Here is a 16516-nt window from a genome sequence, read left to right as displayed (position 1 = left end):
GCAGAAGTTAATTTCCGCAATGTGGAATTTCCGCACTGTGGAATCACCAGGAATCACCAGCTCTCCGCGGGGCGCGACGGGAGCGCGAATCCGACAGCCGAAGCAGGAGTACTCCATGGCTCGTATGACCGCTGCCCGCGCGGCAGTCGAGATCCTCAAGCGCGAGGGCGTCAGTGACGCGTTCGGCGTCCCGGGCGCGGCGATCAACCCCTTCTATGCGGCCCTCAAGGCCTCCGGGGGGATCAGCCACACCCTTGCCCGCCATGTCGAGGGCGCCTCGCACATGGCGGAGGGCTACACCCGCACCCACCCGGGCAACATCGGCGTCTGCATCGGTACGTCGGGACCCGCGGGCACCGACATGATCACCGGCCTCTACTCCGCCATCGGCGACTCGATCCCGATTCTGTGCATCACGGGCCAGGCGCCGACCGCCGTGATCCACAAAGAGGACTTCCAGGCCGTCGACATCGCCTCGATCGCGAAGCCGGTGACCAAGATGGCGGTCACCGTGCTGGAGGCGGCCCAGGTCCCCGGCGTCTTCCAGCAGGCCTTCCACCTCATGCGCTCCGGCCGTCCGGGCCCGGTCCTCATCGACCTGCCCGTCGACGTCCAGCTCACCGAGATCGAGTTCGACCCGGAGACGTACGAGCCTCTCCAGGCGTACAAGCCCGCCGCCAGCCGTGCCCAGATCGAGAAGGCGATCGGGCTGCTGAACGAGTCCGAGCGGCCGCTGATCGTCGCAGGCGGCGGTGTCATCAACGCCGACGCCTGTGAACTCCTCGTGGAATTCGCCGAGTTGACGGGCATCCCGGTCGTCCCGACCCTGATGGGCTGGGGCGTCCTGCCCGACGACCACGAGCTGAACGCCGGCATGGTGGGCCTGCAGACCTCGCACCGCTACGGCAACGCGACCTTCCTGGAGTCCGACTTCGTCCTCGGCATCGGCAACCGCTGGGCCAACCGTCACACCGGCAAGCTGGACGTCTACACGGCGGGCCGCACCTTCGTCCACGTCGACATCGAACCCACGCAGATCGGCAAGATCTTCGCCCCGGACTACGGCATCGCCTCCGACGCGAAGGCCGCGCTCGGACTGTTCGTCCAGGTGGCGAAGGAACTCAGGGCCGAGGGCCGGCTGCCGGACCGCTCCGCGTGGGCCGCCTCCGCCCAGGAGCGCAGGGCGACCCTCCAGCGCCGTACGCACTTCGACGACATCCCGATCAAGCCGCAGCGTGTCTACGAGGAGATGAACAAGGCCTTCGGCCCGGAGACCCGGTACGTCTCCACCATCGGCCTCTCGCAGATCGCCGGCGCCCAGATGCTGCACGTCTACCGGCCACGGCACTGGATCAACTGCGGCCAGGCCGGACCGCTCGGCTGGACGATCCCGGCCGCGCTCGGCGTCGCCAAGGCCGACCCCGAGGCCTCCGTCGTCGCCCTCTCCGGCGATTACGACTTCCAGTTCATGATCGAGGAACTGGCCGTCGGTGCCCAGCACCGGATCCCGTACGTCCATGTCCTGGTCAACAATTCCTACCTGGGCCTGATCCGCCAGGCGCAGCGGGCCTTCGACATCGACTTCCAGGTCAAGCTGGAGTTCGAGAACATCAACTCGCCCGAACTCGGCGTCTACGGCGTCGACCACGTCAAGGTCGTCGAGGGCCTCGGCTGCAAGGCGATCCGCGTCACCGACCCGGCCGAGCTGGGTGCCGCCTTCGAGCAGGCCAAGAAGCTCGCCGCCGAGTACCGGGTGCCGGTCGTCGTCGAGGCGATCCTGGAGCGCGTCACCAACATCTCGATGTCCACGACGAACGACATCGGAAACGTTGTGGAGTTCGAGGAGATCGCGACCGAGCCGGGCCACGCGCCCACGTCCATCAGGACGCTGAAGGTCTGAGGTACGCGTTCCTCGCGTACCGGTCGCGCACGTACCAGGGGCGGTTCACCGTTTGGGTGAGCCGCCCCTCGTGTTGTTCCCCCGTGTTCCCCCGTACCCCCGTTACGAGGCCCGCCGCCCCCGTGTCGGCGGGCCCCGTGTGCCGAGAATGTGCCCATCACCGGGGTGAGTTGAAGCCCCTGGGGTCGTGTTCAGAGCTTGATTTGAGGGTTGCGTAGCCGGCGTACGTCCACTGGCGTACGTGTCCGAGGCGTGTTCTCAGTCGTCCGGGAGCTCGAGCTCCTCGAATCCCGGCCAGTGGTCGGGGCCGCCGCCCTGCCAGTCGATGATGTCGCTCTTGTCGACCTCGATCTCGTCCAGGTCGACCTCGGCCCGCCGCAGGATCTCGATGACGTCGTCGAGGTGGTAGGCGACACCGAGCGTCTCGTCCCCCGTGGTGACCCGTCGCGAGCCGTCCAGTGCCGGGGCGTGCACGACGATGCTGGGATAGTCCATGCTTTCAGGCTGCTGTGCTCCGGCCGACTCCGCACCCCGGGAGCACGCCGAGGCGCCGGGTACGGAGTCCGTACCCGGCGCCTCGCTCGGTGTGTGACGGGGACCGCGGTGGCCGCGACGGAACCGGAGCCTGCCTTCCCTCAGGTCGAGAAGAGGGTCCCGGGACCTTCACCACCGCACTGGCTCGCATCCGCCGCGGTCCTCGTCGTGCCCGCGTGCCGCCGGCGACCACCCCTCATCCGGGTCGCTCGGGTCCTCGCGGGCCGCGCGTCACCGGGCCGACCTCCCGTCTGGCCCGGTGACGCGGTCAGGGGGTCAGTCCTCGCGCAGGGCGTGGACCGCTTCCGCCACGCGCCGGCCGTACTCCGGGTCGGCGGCGTGGAAGTGGGCGAGGTTCTTCTCGACGACGTCGTCGCGGGAGACCTGTGCGAGGCCGCCGGCGATGTTCGCGATCAGCCGGGACCGCTCCTCGGCCGACATCAGGCGGTAGAGCTCGCCCGCCTGGAAGAAGTCGTCGTCCTTGGTGTGGAGGGGAGCCTCGTGGGCGCCGGTCCAGCCGGCGACGGCCAGCGGGGCCGACAGCGGGCGGCCGGTCTCGGCCGGGCCGCCGTAGGAGTTCGGCTCGTAGTTCTTGGCGGCGCGGCCCTGCGCGTTGGACGCCATGAAGCCGTCGCGGCCGTAGTTGTCCGCGGTCGTGGCCTTCGGCGCGTTCACCGCGAGCTGGGTGTGGTTGACACCGAGGCGGTAGCGGTGGGCGTCCGCGTAGGCGAACAGCCGGCCCTGGAGCATCTTGTCGGGGGAGGGGCCGATGCCCGGAACGAAGTTGTTCGGGGAGAACGCGGCCTGCTCGACCTCGGCGAAGACGTTGTCGGGGTTGCGGTCCAGGACCAGCCGGCCCACGCGCTGGAGCGGGAAGTCCTTGTGCGGCCACACCTTGGTGAGGTCGAAGGGGTTGAAGCGGTAGTCCGCCGCCTCGGCCGCGGGCATGATCTGGACGTGGAGAGTCCAGGACGGGCGCACGCCCCGCTCGATCGCCTGGAGCAGGTCCGTCTGGTGGGAGTTCGGGTCCTTGCCCGCGATCTCCTGCGCCTGCTCGGTGGAGAGGCTGCGCACGCCCTGGTTCGTCTTGAAGTGGTACTTGACGAAGAAGGCCTCGCCCTCGGCGTTCGTCCACTGGTAGGTGTGCGAGCCGTAGCCGTTCATGTGCCGGTACGAGGCGGGGATGCCGCGGTCGCCCATCAGCCAGGTCACCTGGTGCGTGGCCTCGGGGGCGTGCGCCCAGAAGTCCCAGACGTTGTCCGGCTCCTGCTTGCCCGTGAACGGGTCGCGCTTCTGGGAGTGGATGAAGTCGGGGAACTTGAGCGGGTCCTTGATGAAGAAGACCGGGGTGTTGTTCCCGACGAGGTCGTAATTCCCCTCCTCCGTGTAGAACTTGACCGCGAAGCCGCGCGGGTCGCGGACCGCGTCCGCGCCGCCCAGGTTGTCGGCGACGGTGGAGAAGCGCAGGAAGACCTCGGTGCGCTTGCCGACCGTGTTCAGGAAGTCGGCGTGGGTGAAGCCGGTGACGTCGTCCGTGACCTCGAAGTGGCCGTACGCGCCGGAGCCGCGGGCGTGCACCACGCGCTCCGGGATGCGCTCGCGGTTGAACCGGGCGAGCTTCTCCAGGAGGTGCTGGTCCTGGAGGAGGAGCGGGCCGCCTGCGCCGGCGGTGGCTGAGTTCTGGTTGTCGGCGACCGGAGCGCCGGACTCGGTCGTAAGCACGCGCTTCGACATCGTGGACCTTCCATGCGAGGGGCAGCGGAAACCGACTTCCGCTTTGTGGAGCCTAGGTTTGGGGCGTTCTGAACGTCAACAGTTTGTTGAAATGGGTTGGGTTCCGGGTGGCGCCGCCGCTTGGGCGCGACAGGACAGGTGTCAGCGACGACACCACCCGGAAGTCTCGGTACCGCCCCGGAGTTCTCGGGGCTGCGCCCGGCATGTCAGGCCGCGCCCGGCGCGTCTGGTCGTGCTCGACGCATCCGGTCGTGCCCGAGGCGCAAGGGCCGCGCCCGGCGTGACCGGGCCGTGTCAGAGTTGTGCGCCCGAGAGGCGCTCCACGGATCGCAGGAGGGCCGAGTGGTCGAGGCCGCCGTCGCCCTGGGCGCGCAGGGAGGCGACGAGCTGGGCGACCACGGAGCCCACCGGCAGCGCGGCGCCGACCGTGCGGGCGGCGTCCGTGACGATGCCCATGTCCTTGTGGTGCAGGTCGATGCGGAAGCCCGGCTTGAAGTCGCGGTTCAGGAAGTTGTCCTTCTTCCGCGTCAGTACGGTGGAGCCGGCGAGCCCGCCGCCCAGGACGTCGAGCGCGGCCTTCAGGTCCACGCCGGACTTCTCCAGGAAGACCACGGCCTCGGCGCACGCCTGGATGTTCACGGCCACGATCAGCTGGTTCGCGGCCTTCACGGTCTGGCCGGAGCCGTGCGGACCGCAGAGCACGATGGTCTTGCCGAGCGCCTCGAAGATCGGCTCGGCCTCGTCGAAGTCGGCCTGCTCGCCGCCGACCATGATCGACAGCACGGCCTCGATCGCCCCGGCCTCGCCACCGGACACGGGAGCGTCCAGAACCCGGATCCCCTTCGCGCCGGCGGCGTTCGCGAGGTTCACGGAGGTCTGCGGGGTGATCGACGACATGTCGATCAGCAGCGCGCCGGACCTCGCGTTCTCCAGGATGCCGTCGGGGCCGTACGCGATGGCCTCGACCTGCGGTGAGGCGGGCACCATCGTGATCACCACGTCGGCGTCCCGCACGGCCTCGGCGATCGAACCGGCGACCGTACCGCCCGCGGCGGCGAGGCGCTCCAGCTTGTCCTGCTCCAGCGTGAACCCGGTGACGTCGTACCCGGCCTTGACCAGGTTCTCCGACATGGGGGAGCCCATGATGCCGAGACCGATCCAGGCGACCGCCGGGCGGGTCGGACGGTTCGGGCGGTTCGGGCGGGAGGAATCTGCAAGGGTGCTGCTCATGAAGGTGCCTCTCTGACTGCTGTGATACGTCGATGAGTTGCCGCTCAGCGGGCGGCTCGGGCCTCGGCCGGCAGCCAGTCGAAGGCCGCCGCGCTCGGAAGGTCGCCCGGCTTGTACTCCAGGCCGACCCAGCCCTCGTAACCCGCCTTCCGCAGCCGGCCGAGCAGGTCCTCCAGGGGCAGGGTCCCGGTGCCCGGGGCGCCGCGGCCGGGGTTGTCGGCGATCTGCACGTGGCCGGTCTTCGCGGCGTACCGCTCGATCACCGACGGCAGGTCCTCGCCGTTCATGGACAGGTGGTACAGGTCCATGAGGAACCTGGCGTTGCCGAGACCGGTCGCCTCGTTGACCCTGTCGACGACGGCGACTCCCGCCGGGGCGCTCACGAGGGGATAGAGCGGTGACTCGGGCTGGTTGAGGGTCTCGATCAGGAGGATCGCGCCGATCCGGTCTGCGGCCCGTGCCGCGAGGACCAGGTTCTCCAGCGCGAGCGCGTCCTGCTCGGCCGCCTCCACGCCCTCGACGCGGTTGCCGTAGAGCGCGTTGAGGGCCTTGCAGTCCAGCGACCGCGCGAAGTCGGCCGCCACGTCGATGTTGGCGCGGAACCTCTCCGACTCCGCGCCGGGGATCGACAGCGCGCCGCGGTCGGGACCGGGCAGCTGTCCGGCGTAGAAGTTCAGCCCCGTGAGCTGGACGCCCGCGTCCTCGATCGCCTTCTTCAGGGCGTCGAGTTCGGACCGCTCGGGGGTGGGGGAGTCGACCCAGGGCCACCACAGCTCGACCGCGGTGAAGCCCGCCGCGGCGGCGGCCGCGGGGCGCTCCAGGAGCGGGAGTTCGGCGAAGAGGATCGACAGGTTGACGTTGAAGCGTTGCTCGGTGGCTGTGCCCCATTCGGAACCCGGCATGTGGCTCGGCGCTCCCTTCCGTGTCGAGACGTTCGGCGGCGAGAGTCGAGACGTCATTGAATTCCGTATTACGGAAGTTAGTTTCTGCTTAATGGAAGACTGCCGTCGGGCGTCGAGGCTTGTCAAGAGGGGGCTGCCGGAAAATCGGCACCGCGCAGTAGGTTGAGCGCGTGCGATTGAGAGTGGAGTTCACGACCGAGCCCTTCGACCTCGACGAGGCGCCCCCGCACGCGCTGGTCGCCCGCGAGGTCATCGAGGCGGCCGAGCTGGACGCCGTGGACGTCGGCCCGTTCGGCAACACCGCCGAGGGGGAGGCGGACGCGGTGCTCACCGCGGTCGACGCGCTGCTGCGCCGGGCTCTGGCGGCCGGCGCCACCAGGGTCTCGCTGCAGGTGAACGCCGTCGGGGAGGGCGATAAGTGACCGGCATCGGAGACGACCCCTTCGTCGCGGCGGTCAAACCGCTGGTCGATGCCATGGGGGGCGAGATGGTGGCGCCCGACGAGGCCGGCCCCGACGATGTCGTGCTCTCCTGGGAGGGTGCGGACGTGGTCGCTGTACGGCTGCCGCAGCTGGCCGACTCGCTCGATCACATCCTGGCCGCCCTGGAGCGCAAACAGGGCAGGCCGCTGGCCGACCTCGACCGCAAGTCCAAGCAGGAGGTCGTACGGGTGCTCGAGGCCCGCGGGGCCTTCTCGGTGCGGCACGGCGTGGAGACGGTGGCGAGCGCGCTGGGTGTCAGCCGCTTCACCGTCTACAACTACCTGAACCGCGAGAAGGAGGCCTGAGCGTCGGGCGTCGGTGGTTGCCTCGCACCGGGCATCGGTTGTTACCTCGATTTTTCAACAAAGTGTTGACGTGGTGTTTCCGAGGGCGTTAGCTAGCCGCAGCCCGTCCAGCACAAGGCCACGGAGGCTTCCCGTGACTTCGAGTACGACACCCGGCGGCCTCGCCCGGTTCAATGCCCTGGAGGAGCACGCGGCCCACACCGCCCTCCAGGAGGCGTGCGCCTCGACGGCCTGGGTGCGCACCCTGCTCGCCCGCCGCCCGTACACCACCCCCGACGACCTCTTCGCCGCGAGCGACGCCGCCACGGCCGAGCTGACCGCCGAGGACCTGGCGGAGGCGATGGCGGGGCATCCGCCGATCGGGCGGCCGAAGCCCGGGGACCCCACCTCCTCCCGGGAGCAGCGCGGTATGGCCGGCGCCTCCGCGGAGCTCAAGGAGGAGATGCTCGAACTGAACCTGGCGTACCAGGAGAGGTTCGGCCATGTCTTCCTGATCTGCGCCACCGGCCGGACCGGCGAGCAGATGCGCGACGCGGTCAAGGAACGGATCGACAACTCGCCCGAGCGGGAGCGCGAGATCGTCCGCTCCGAACTGGGCAAGATCAACCGCATCCGGCTGGCCCGTCTCGTGGAGGAGGAGAACGCATGAGCACCGACACCACCGCATCCGTGTCCACACACATCCTGGACACCAGCGTCGGACGCCCCGCCGAGGGTGTCGCCGTCCGGCTCGCGGCCCGCGTCGGCCGTACGGCGGACTGGCGGGAGCTCGGCGGCTCCGCGACCGACGCGGACGGGCGGTGCAAGGACCTCCCGGCGCTGCCGGAGGGGACGACCCACGTACGGCTCGACTTCGAGGTCGAGGCGTACTTCGAGAAGAAGCAAGCCGATGCGCAGCAGGACGCCCCCGCGAATCGGGACAGCGGTGCGAGCGCAGTGTTCTTCCCCGAGGTGACGATCACCTTCGCCGTCAGGCCGGGCGAGCATTACCACGTACCGCTGCTGCTCAACCCGTTCGGCTACTCCGTTTACCGAGGGAGCTAGCAGAAATGACTGACAATTCCCGCCGCGGCCGCCCTGTGATGCTGGGACAGAACCAGTACGGCAAGGCCGAGAACCGCGTCGTGAAGATCACCCGCGACGGCGCGACGCACCACATCAAGGACCTGAACGTGTCCGTGGCGCTGAGCGGCGACATGGAAGAGGTCCACTACTCGGGCTCCAACGCCAACGTCCTGCCGACGGACACCACCAAGAACACGGTGTACGCCTTCGCCAAGGAGTACGGCATCGAGTCCGCCGAACAGTTCGGCATCCACCTGGCCCGGCACTTCGTGACCTCGCAGGAGCCGATCAAGACGGCGCGCATCCGCATCGAGGAATACGCCTGGGAGCGCATCGAGACCTCCGACGCCAACTCCAGGTTCATCGGCGCCGACGACGTCAAGCACTCGTTCGTACGCAAGGGTCAGGAGACCCGGGTCGCCCAGATCACCTATGACGGCTCGTCGTGGGAAGTCATCTCGGGGCTGAAGGACCTCGTCGTGATGAACTCGACGAACTCCGAGTTCTGGGGCTACGTCAAGGACAAGTACACGACGCTCCCCGAGGCGTACGACCGCATCCTGGCCACCCAGGTCTCCGGCCGCTGGCGCTTCAACTGGACCGGCGACGAGCAGAAGATGCCCAACTGGGAGAAGTCCTACGACCAGGTCAGGAAGCACATGCTCCAGGCCTTCGCGGAGACCTACTCCCTGTCGCTGCAGCAGACCCTGTACCAGATGGGCTCGCGGATCATCGAGAACCGCAGCGAGATCGACGAGGTCCGTTTCTCCCTTCCCAACAAGCACCATTTCCTTGTTGACCTCAAGCCGTTCGGGCTCGAGAACGACAACGAGGTGTACTTCGCGGCCGACCGGCCCTACGGACTGATCGAGGCCACCATCCTGCGCGACGGCTGCGAGCCGCACATCCCGGTGGACCTCACCAACCTCTGAGCCCACTTCTGCACCAACCTCCGAGGCCTTGGCGAAGGCCCCTCCTTCGGCACCCGTGGCGTCGACAGCCGCGGCACTCAAACCTCCTAGGGTCCTGCCGTGCCCACCCCTCGAAACGAAGAAGGACGCACCATGGCAGCATCGGCGGAAGACCGGCGCATCGTCATCGAGAACTGTGCGATCGCGACGGTGGACGCGGGCGACACCGAGTACGCATCGGGCCATGTCGTCGTCGCGGACAACCGCATCGAGTCGCTCGGCGCGGGCAGGGCTCCGGAGGGCCTGGAGAACGTCGTACGCCGTATCGACGCCACGGGCCACCTCGTGACCCCCGGCCTGGTCAACACCCACCACCACTTCTACCAGTGGATCACCCGCGGCCTGGCCACCGACCACAACCTCTTCAACTGGCTCGTCGCGCTCTACCCGACCTGGGCGCGCATCGACGAGCGGATGGTCTCCGCCGCCGCGCAGGGCTCCCTCGCCATGATGGCCCGCGGCGGCGTCACCACCGCCATGGACCACCACTACGTCTTCCCGCAGGGCTCCGGCGACCTGTCCGGCGCCATCATCCGGGCCGCCCGCGAGATGGGCGTCCGCTTCACCCTTGCCCGCGGCTCCATGGACCGCAGCGAGAAGGACGGCGGGCTGCCCCCTGACTTCGCCGTCGAGACCCTCGAAGGCGCCCTCGCCGCCACCGAGGCGACCGTCGACGAGCACCACGACCCCTCCTTCGGCGCCATGACCCAGGTGGCCGTCGCGCCCTGCTCGCCCTTCTCCGTCTCCACCGAACTCATGCGTCAGGGCGCCGAGCTGGCCCGCCGCAAGGGCGTACGACTGCACACGCACGGCTCGGAGACCGTGGAGGAGGAGCAGTTCTGCAAGGAACTGTTCGGCATGGGCCCGACCGAGTACTTCGAGTCCACCGGCTGGCTCGGCGAGGACGTGTGGATGGCGCACTGCGTCCACATGAACGACTCCGACATCGCCGCCTTCGCCCGTACGAAGACCGGTGTCGCCCACTGTCCCTCGTCCAACGCCCGTCTCGCGGCAGGCATCGCCCGCGTCCCCGACATGCTCGCGGCCGGCGTCCCGGTCGGCCTCGGCGTCGACGGCACCGCCTCCAACGAGTCCGGCGAGCTCCACACCGAACTGCGCAACGCCCTCCTCATCAACCGCCTCGGCGCCCATCGGGAAGCCGCCCTGAACGCCCGTCAGGCGCTGCGTCTGGGCACCTACGGCGGCGCCCAGGTCCTGGGCAGGGCGGCGGAGATCGGCTCCCTGGAGCCGGGCAAGCTCGCCGACCTCGTGCTGTGGAAGCTGGACACCCTCGCGCACGCCTCGATCGCCGACCCGGTGACCGCGCTGGTCTTCGGCGCGGCGGCCCCGGTGACGCTCTCGCTGGTGGGCGGCGAGCCGGTGGTGGAGAACGGCCGGCTGCTGCACGTCGACGAGGACGCCATCGCCCGCGCCACGCGGGAGGAGGCGCAGCGCCTCGCGCGGATCGCCGCGGAGGCCTGACCGCCGTACGCAATCTCCTTGGGCCGTAAGGCACTTGGACCCGTCCGGCACTTGATCTCCGGCCGAGGGGGACGGCCCTCGGCCGGTAGCCGTGGACCCGAGCGGGGTCCATGGTGGCCGTCTCCGGGGCGTGCATGGACATGCGCGCCCCGGAACGGTCCCTCTCGCCCTTTTTGAGGCGTTCCGTCCCCCGGTCCCGCACGACCGCGCACCACCTCCTGAAACCCACGTCAGAGCCGACGTGTCACCCGCCCGGAGGAGCCGCCGTGACCGCCCACCCCGTCGACGAGAAACTGCCCGCACTCAAGATGGCCACCACGGGTCTGCAACACGTGGCCGCCATGTACGCCGGAGTCGTCGCCCCACCCCTGATCGTCGGCGCCGCCGTCGGTCTGTCCCCCACCGAGCTGACCTTCCTCACCGGCGCCTGCCTGTTCACCGCGGGCCTCGCCACCTTCCTCCAGACCCTCGGCTTCTGGAAGATCGGAGCGCGGCTGCCGTTCGTCAACGGCGTCACCTTCGCGGGCGTCGCCCCCATGACCGCCGTCGTCGCCTCCACCAAGGACAAGTCGGACGCCCTGCCGGTCATCTTCGGCGCGGTGATGGTCGCGGGCGTCCTGGGCTTCGTGGCGGCCCCCTTCTTCAGCAAGGCCGTCCGCTTCTTCCCGCCCGTCGTCACCGGCACCGTCATCACCCTCATAGGTGTCTCGCTGCTGCCGGTCGCCTTCGGCTGGGCGCAGGGACCCGATCCCGCGGCGCACGACTACGGTTCGCCGACCTACCTGGGCCTCGCGGCGGCCACGCTCGTACTCGTGCTGCTGCTGCGCCGCTTCACCCGCGGTTTCGTCAAGCAGGTCGCCGTGCTGCTCGGCCTGGTCATCGGCACGCTCGTGGCGATCCCGTTCGGTGTCACGGACTTCGGTCCGGTGACCGAAGCGGACGTGGTCGGCTTCCCGACGCCGTTCCACTTCGGCGCCCCGCAGTTCCAGCTCGCCGCGATCCTCTCGCTGTGCGTGGTCATGGTGGTCTCCATGACCGAATCGACCGCGGACATGCTCGCGTTGGGCGAGATCGTCGAGCGTCCCGCCGACGAGCGGACCATCGCGGCGGGCCTGCGTGCGGACACCCTCGGCTCGGCCCTCAGCCCGCTCTTCAACGGCTTCATGTGCAGCGCCTTCGCTCAGAACATCGGGCTGGTCGCGATGACGCGGATCCGCAGCCGGTACGTCGTCGCCACCGGCGGCGGTTTCCTGGTGCTGATGGGCCTGTGCCCGATGGCCGCGTCGCTGATCGCCGTCGTACCGCGCCCGGTCCTCGGCGGGGCAGGCGTCGTCCTGTTCGGCTCGGTCGCGGCCAGCGGCATCCAGACCCTGGTCAGGGCCGGCCTGGAGAAGGACAACAACGTTCTGATCGTCGCCGTGTCGCTGGCCGTCGGGATCATCCCGATCACCGCGCCGGACTTCTACCACGCGTTTCCCCAGACCGCGCGGATCGTCCTGGACTCGGGGATCTCCACGGGGTGCGTGGCGGCCGTCGTGCTCAACCTCGTCTTCAACCACCTGGGCCGAAACCGGGACGACGACGAGGTCACGGCCCCGATGGAGCCGGGCGAGGAGATCGTGGGACAGCGCACGGGCCCCGTCGGCGCCCACGGGGCCAGGCCCTAGGCGCGAGGAGCGCGGGGCGGATCCGGGGATCACGGCATGCAGGTCGAAGATCGCGGTTGGGTCCGTCCGGTGCGGGTCTGCGGGTTCTTCATGTCGGATCCACCTCCGAATTGCGGACGCATGTTCGGTAACTTACGGTGATCGTGATGTTGTGCACCGTGACGTGGAGGAAGTGGTCATGGCCGATCGAGCGAGCATCCGCAAGCAGTCGCTTCCCCGGTTCGAGGACGCCGAGGAGCTCGGACCTCAGGACGCGCAGTTCGTGCAGGACCTGGTTTCCGTGCTGGAGAAGCACGGAAACCTTGACCGCTTCGGACTGTGCCTGTTGCACGAGCACTTCCCGCTGGCGGCGGGCGAGGTCATGGTGGAGAGCTGCGACCCGCGGGCCCGTACCTTGCGGACCCAGGTGGAGAAGGCGGATCGGACCGGGCACGTCAAGGCCTCGCAGTGGCGGTTCCTCGCGGGCGTCGACCCTTCGCGTGCCGCGGAGTTCGAGGGGGGTCCTTACCAGGTGATCATGCTGTGCACCCCTTTCACGGGATGTCCCGCGGGGGAGTGATGCGGATGTCCCGGCCGGCTGTGCGTCCGGAGCGTGGCCGACCGGCCCGGTGGGCGCGGTGTGCCGCACTGGTGCTGCTGGCGCTCATCTGGTGGGGATCATGGCTGACACCGGAGGCGGTGGCCGCGGCCGACGACTGCCATCCGGAGCAGCTCACCCGCGCCACTGTCGACGCCTCGACCCGACTCGACTACCACAAACGGGCCTTGGCCGTCGTGCACGGGACCGTGACGGTCAAGGTTCCGAGGGACTGGAGCCATGCGGATGACCTGCTGTTGAGCGAGAACTCCGAGCCGTACCGGCGGGCGCTGCGCTGCCTCCTGCGTGATCAGGGGAACCGCCTCTACCACCGCAACGACGAATGGCGGGAGAAGCGTCCGCGCACGGCCGCGGAAGGTCCCTGGGTCACTGCGCAGTACGAGACCCTGACCTGGGTCCAGCATCGGGGGCGCGTGCAAACGGGGCCATGGGTCATCGATGTCGGCGCACACGAGTGGACGCTGACCCTCGAACGGCCGCCCGCGCTGGAAAACGCCCAGTGGCAGGGGATCGAGGCGGACGTGGGCGGTCTTGATGTCCTCCAGTTCTCGCCCGTGCCGGAGTCCGTCAGCAACGGGAAGTTGGTGTGGGGGGATCCCGCCGGGCGGCACCCGCCGATCACGATGCGGATCAAGGTGCCGTGGCAGCGAGCCTGGGCGGCGAGCGCGGCGAACGAACCATGGAAGATCGTCAGCGACGTGGGTCTGGCCAGCCTGTGGTTGGGTGCCTCCTTGGTGGTCGTAGTGGCCGCGCTGCGTGCCCGCGGTCACCCGACGGGTGACACGGTCACCGAACTGGAGAAGGGCGCCGCGCGTTGGCTGTTGCGGTGGGGCCTGCTCAGTGGGGCCATCGGCCTGGTCGTGCTGCTGCTCTTCCCGCATTGGGACGGGGGGCGTTGGAAGGGAGTCATCGGGGTGCTTTGCGGCTGGGCGCTGGTATTTTTCGCCCGTCCTCGGCGTTCCGTGGTGCTGGCCGCGTCAGTGGTGGCGGTGGTAGGTGTGCTCCTGGAATCCGTGCCCGCGCTCGTCGGCCTGCCTTGGCGACTTCCCCTGGTGAATCCGCCGTCCGGCTATGGCTTCACCGCGCTCGTACTGGTGGCGGTGGCCGTGCTGTGGCTGTGGCTGGCCGGGCTTGTCGCATGGGCCTGGCGGCTGGCCAGGGAGGGCGGAATGCGCTGGGCTTCCGTGACCCCGTGGCGACTGAGTCGTACAGGAGCGGTGCTGGGCCTGATCGTGGTACTCGTGGTCGGCTGGTACGTGTGGGCCGGCGAACAAGCCTGGAAGCGAGTCACCTGGCTCAGTGACCAGACGTCAGCCGAGTACGAACTGCGGCATCTTTCGGACGTCGGTAGTGGCCTCATCGGATTCCCGCTCCAAATTCCCCTGTGGAGCTACACCCACACTTCGGTGTTGACCGGAATCGGGATCGCGGCACTGCTGCGGGCCAGAGCTCTGGCCCGGCCGGAGCCCTGGATGGGGCCGGTCGGGGTGGGACAGCTGCTGCTCGCCACCTTCTTCGCCGTCGTCGTGATGGCGAGGCAGGTCTCGATCTCGTACGCGGGCAACAACGCGCTGGCCGGCCTATGGCTGGTGCTGGGCATCGTGGCGTTGTACGCCCTGCTGGCGGTGGGGCGGCGGTTGTCGGTGCTGACCCAGCCCCTGGAGGGCGTACCCGTCAGTCCTGCGGTCGGCGAGACCATCACCGAAGCACGTCACAGCGAACTGACGGACCGTGCGCGCCGCTACCGCGAACTGCACACCCAGCTACGCCAACTGGACCAGGGGAAGAATGAGAACGGGCTGACGCGGCACGCCGTGGAGCAGGAGCTCGACCTGCTCCACCGCTGGCGGCCTCCTCGCGGGGCGCCCGGCGTGGAGCGGCCCTGGCTTCCCAGCCAGGTGACCGTTGTGGACGTCGCCCTCAGCTGGGGCCCGCACACCAACTGGTGGGACAACGCCCGGCGCGCCGCGTTCCTGGCGTTCTGCTTCGGCGTTCCCCTCAGCCTGGTCCTCGTCTGGGCGACGGACGTGAATCGGCAGTACTGGTCGATGACGGTGCCGAAAAATCCCACGGGCATGCCGGACCTGCTGTGGGCGTTCATCGGCTGGCAGATCACCTGGGCCGGTGCGGGGCTGGTGCTGGGGGCGCTCTGGCGCCTGCTCCCCGGACGCCGGGGCCCGGTGCGCGCCCTGAGCCTGGTGATCACCTATGGCGTGCTCATCGGTCTCGCCACGTTGGGCAACCACCTCACCGACCAGGAACTCGGCAACGCGGCCACCTACATCCTGACGATGATGCTGGTGCTGACTCTGACGAGTCTGGCGATGGACGCGGACACTTTCCGATGCGAGCGGCACTTCTGGACGAGCCGGGCCAGTCTGCTGCTTTCGATCTATCAATTGCGCGGCTTCTCGACCGTCATCGCCTGGGTGCTTGTGCAGGCGATCGCCGTCGCTACGCTCCTGAACACCTTCCGCAACATCAATCCCAGAGGCCATTGACCGCGGCCCCGCCGGATCGGGCGACCTCGCCGGCCTCCCGTGGTGGAAGGCGGAGCGCGACCACGGTTCGACGATGTGCGTGGGGCCGGCGGCGGCAGCGCCGACGGCCCCCGGGGTATGCCTGGCGAGGGGTCTCGACCTCAGCCGATGTGGTAGCTGTCCCCGTACACCTTCCAGCTCAGTGGCGGATCGAGATTCAGGTTCCGCTTCTGCAGGAACACCCGCTGTTCGGTGTCGACGCGGGTCGTGTCGGAGTGGGCCTCCTCCTGCTTCATCGCCCAGACGCGCGCGTCGAGGAAGGCGTTCAGATACGTCACCTCGTCGCCGCCCTGGGCCGGCGGCTTGGCCTTGGCCAGGGCACGCCTGCGGATGTTGCTGAAGCTGGTGCTGTCGCCGCCGTCGCCGTGCATCACGATGGCGTCGTAGTAGGTGAACTGGCCGAGGACGCCGATGCCGTCGGTCTTGCCCTGGGCGACGGCGGGGTTGAAGTAGACCCGGTCCCGTTCGTCGTTCTGGGCCTGCTGGAACGCGGTGTCCTGGGCGGCCTTGCGCCAGTCGGCGGGGAAGCCGGGGTCCAGGCCCTGGTGCGAGTCGCCGCCGTTCACCTTGCGCAGGGCGGGCAGGTACTTGGCGAGGACGTTGCCCGGCTTGCGCCGGGTGTACAGCTCGACCAGGTCCAGCATGTCGCCGGTGCCCGAACAGAAGCCGATGATGCCGGCCGTGTAGCCGCGCCCGTCACCGATGTCCTCGATGTACTTGTACTGCGCCTTCCAGTCCAGCGAGGAGTTCTCCGCGCTGGAGACCAGCTTCATCGCGATCTCCTTCTTCGCCGGGTCGTCCAGACCGCCGGAGGCGGCGGCCTGGGACCGGGTCGCGAGGAGGGGGCCTGCCACGAGCGAGGCTCCGATCAGGGTGAGCAGTGTGCGCCGTGAGGTGTGGAGCTGGGGATGTATGTGGGGGGTGTGCACGGTACCTCCGATGAGGGGAGTGTTGTGTCCACGTACTGTTAGGAAAGTTTCCTACCAGAGATTCCGGGAGACGTACACCCGCCCGGCGAGGGCGAGTTGACGCTTCCGCCCCGGCTGCCGGGCGCGGCTGGGCTACCGTCTGAGCGCACAGCCCTGGTCGGGGCCGGTCACAAGGGG

15 protein-coding genes are annotated in these 16516 nt (G+C 69.0%); 10 read left to right on the top strand and 5 right to left on the bottom strand.

Annotated elements, in window-relative coordinates; translation table 11 throughout:
* The first annotated feature begins 115 nt into the window (after positions 1-115).
* A complete protein-coding gene (gene gcl / locus ACFVWD_RS09145) occupies positions 116-1900 on the top strand; it encodes a glyoxylate carboligase (protein ID WP_389594657.1) in 1785 nt (594 codons plus the stop codon).
* Positions 1901-2158: 258 nt separating this feature from the next.
* Here the strand turns inward: gcl and ACFVWD_RS09140 are convergent, their stop codons facing one another.
* From ACFVWD_RS09140 to ACFVWD_RS09125, 4 genes are all read right to left on the bottom strand, one after another.
* Positions 2159-2395: a hypothetical protein gene (locus ACFVWD_RS09140; protein ID WP_389594656.1), complete on the bottom strand. Its 237-nt coding sequence runs from the start codon at positions 2393-2395 to the stop codon at positions 2159-2161.
* Positions 2396-2710: 315 nt separating this feature from the next.
* Entirely contained in the window at positions 2711-4168 is a 1458-nt protein-coding gene (locus tag ACFVWD_RS09135; RefSeq protein ID WP_382082664.1) for a catalase, read from the bottom strand.
* A gap of 294 nt (positions 4169-4462) precedes the next feature.
* On the bottom strand, positions 4463-5398 hold the full coding sequence (locus ACFVWD_RS09130) for a 2-hydroxy-3-oxopropionate reductase (protein ID WP_389594655.1): 936 nt from the start codon (positions 5396-5398) through the stop codon (positions 4463-4465).
* A gap of 44 nt (positions 5399-5442) precedes the next feature.
* Positions 5443-6300: a TIM barrel protein gene (locus ACFVWD_RS09125; protein WP_389594654.1), complete on the bottom strand. Its 858-nt coding sequence runs from the start codon at positions 6298-6300 to the stop codon at positions 5443-5445.
* 170 nt (positions 6301-6470) lie between these two features.
* On the opposite strand from ACFVWD_RS09125, the gene ACFVWD_RS09120 reads away from it, so the two are divergent.
* The 9 genes from ACFVWD_RS09120 (at position 6471) to ACFVWD_RS09080 (ending at position 15371) form a co-directional block, all read left to right on the top strand.
* Positions 6471-6722 carry a hypothetical protein gene (locus tag ACFVWD_RS09120; RefSeq protein WP_097286782.1) on the top strand — a complete coding sequence of 84 codons (252 nt, stop codon included), beginning with the start codon at positions 6471-6473 and terminating at the stop codon, positions 6720-6722.
* Positions 6719-7087: a helix-turn-helix domain-containing protein gene (locus tag ACFVWD_RS09115; RefSeq protein ID WP_389594653.1), complete on the top strand. Its 369-nt coding sequence runs from the start codon at positions 6719-6721 to the stop codon at positions 7085-7087. The genes ACFVWD_RS09120 and ACFVWD_RS09115 overlap by 4 nt, the downstream gene beginning before the upstream one ends.
* Positions 7088-7220: 133 nt before the next feature.
* On the top strand, positions 7221-7736 hold the full coding sequence (gene uraD, locus ACFVWD_RS09110; RefSeq protein WP_389594652.1) for a 2-oxo-4-hydroxy-4-carboxy-5-ureidoimidazoline decarboxylase: 516 nt from the start codon (positions 7221-7223) through the stop codon (positions 7734-7736).
* Positions 7733-8131, top strand: a complete 399-nt coding sequence (gene uraH, locus ACFVWD_RS09105) for a hydroxyisourate hydrolase (protein WP_389594651.1) — start codon at positions 7733-7735, stop codon at positions 8129-8131. Before uraD ends, uraH begins: the two co-directional genes overlap by 4 nt.
* Before the next feature lie 5 nt (positions 8132-8136).
* Entirely contained in the window at positions 8137-9084 is a 948-nt protein-coding gene (gene pucL, locus ACFVWD_RS09100; RefSeq protein ID WP_389594650.1) for a factor-independent urate hydroxylase, read from the top strand.
* Positions 9085-9216: 132 nt separating this feature from the next.
* Positions 9217-10605 (top strand): 8-oxoguanine deaminase, encoded by a 1389-nt coding sequence (locus tag ACFVWD_RS09095; RefSeq protein ID WP_360276323.1) that lies wholly within the window; start codon positions 9217-9219, stop codon positions 10603-10605.
* 266 nt (positions 10606-10871) lie between these two features.
* Complete coding sequence (locus tag ACFVWD_RS09090) at positions 10872-12272, top strand: nucleobase:cation symporter-2 family protein (RefSeq protein WP_389594649.1); 1401 nt, start codon at positions 10872-10874, stop codon at positions 12270-12272.
* 178 nt (positions 12273-12450) lie between these two features.
* Entirely contained in the window at positions 12451-12831 is a 381-nt protein-coding gene (locus ACFVWD_RS09085; RefSeq protein ID WP_389594648.1) for a hypothetical protein, read from the top strand.
* 5 nt (positions 12832-12836) lie between these two features.
* Positions 12837-15371 carry a DUF6185 family protein gene (locus tag ACFVWD_RS09080; protein WP_389594647.1) on the top strand — a complete coding sequence of 845 codons (2535 nt, stop codon included), beginning with the start codon at positions 12837-12839 and terminating at the stop codon, positions 15369-15371.
* A 140-nt stretch (positions 15372-15511) separates the two neighbouring features.
* On the opposite strand, the gene ACFVWD_RS09075 is transcribed toward ACFVWD_RS09080, so the two are convergent.
* A complete protein-coding gene (locus tag ACFVWD_RS09075; protein WP_389594646.1) occupies positions 15512-16339 on the bottom strand; it encodes a chitosanase in 828 nt (275 codons plus the stop codon).
* Positions 16340-16516 lie beyond the last annotated feature (177 nt).

The organism is Streptomyces sp. NPDC058086 (assembly GCF_042885015.1).
Lineage (GTDB): Bacteria > Actinomycetota > Actinomycetes > Streptomycetales > Streptomycetaceae > Streptomyces.
The sequence above is the reverse complement of the archived record's forward strand: the minus strand, read 5'-3'. Positions and strand labels throughout refer to the sequence as shown.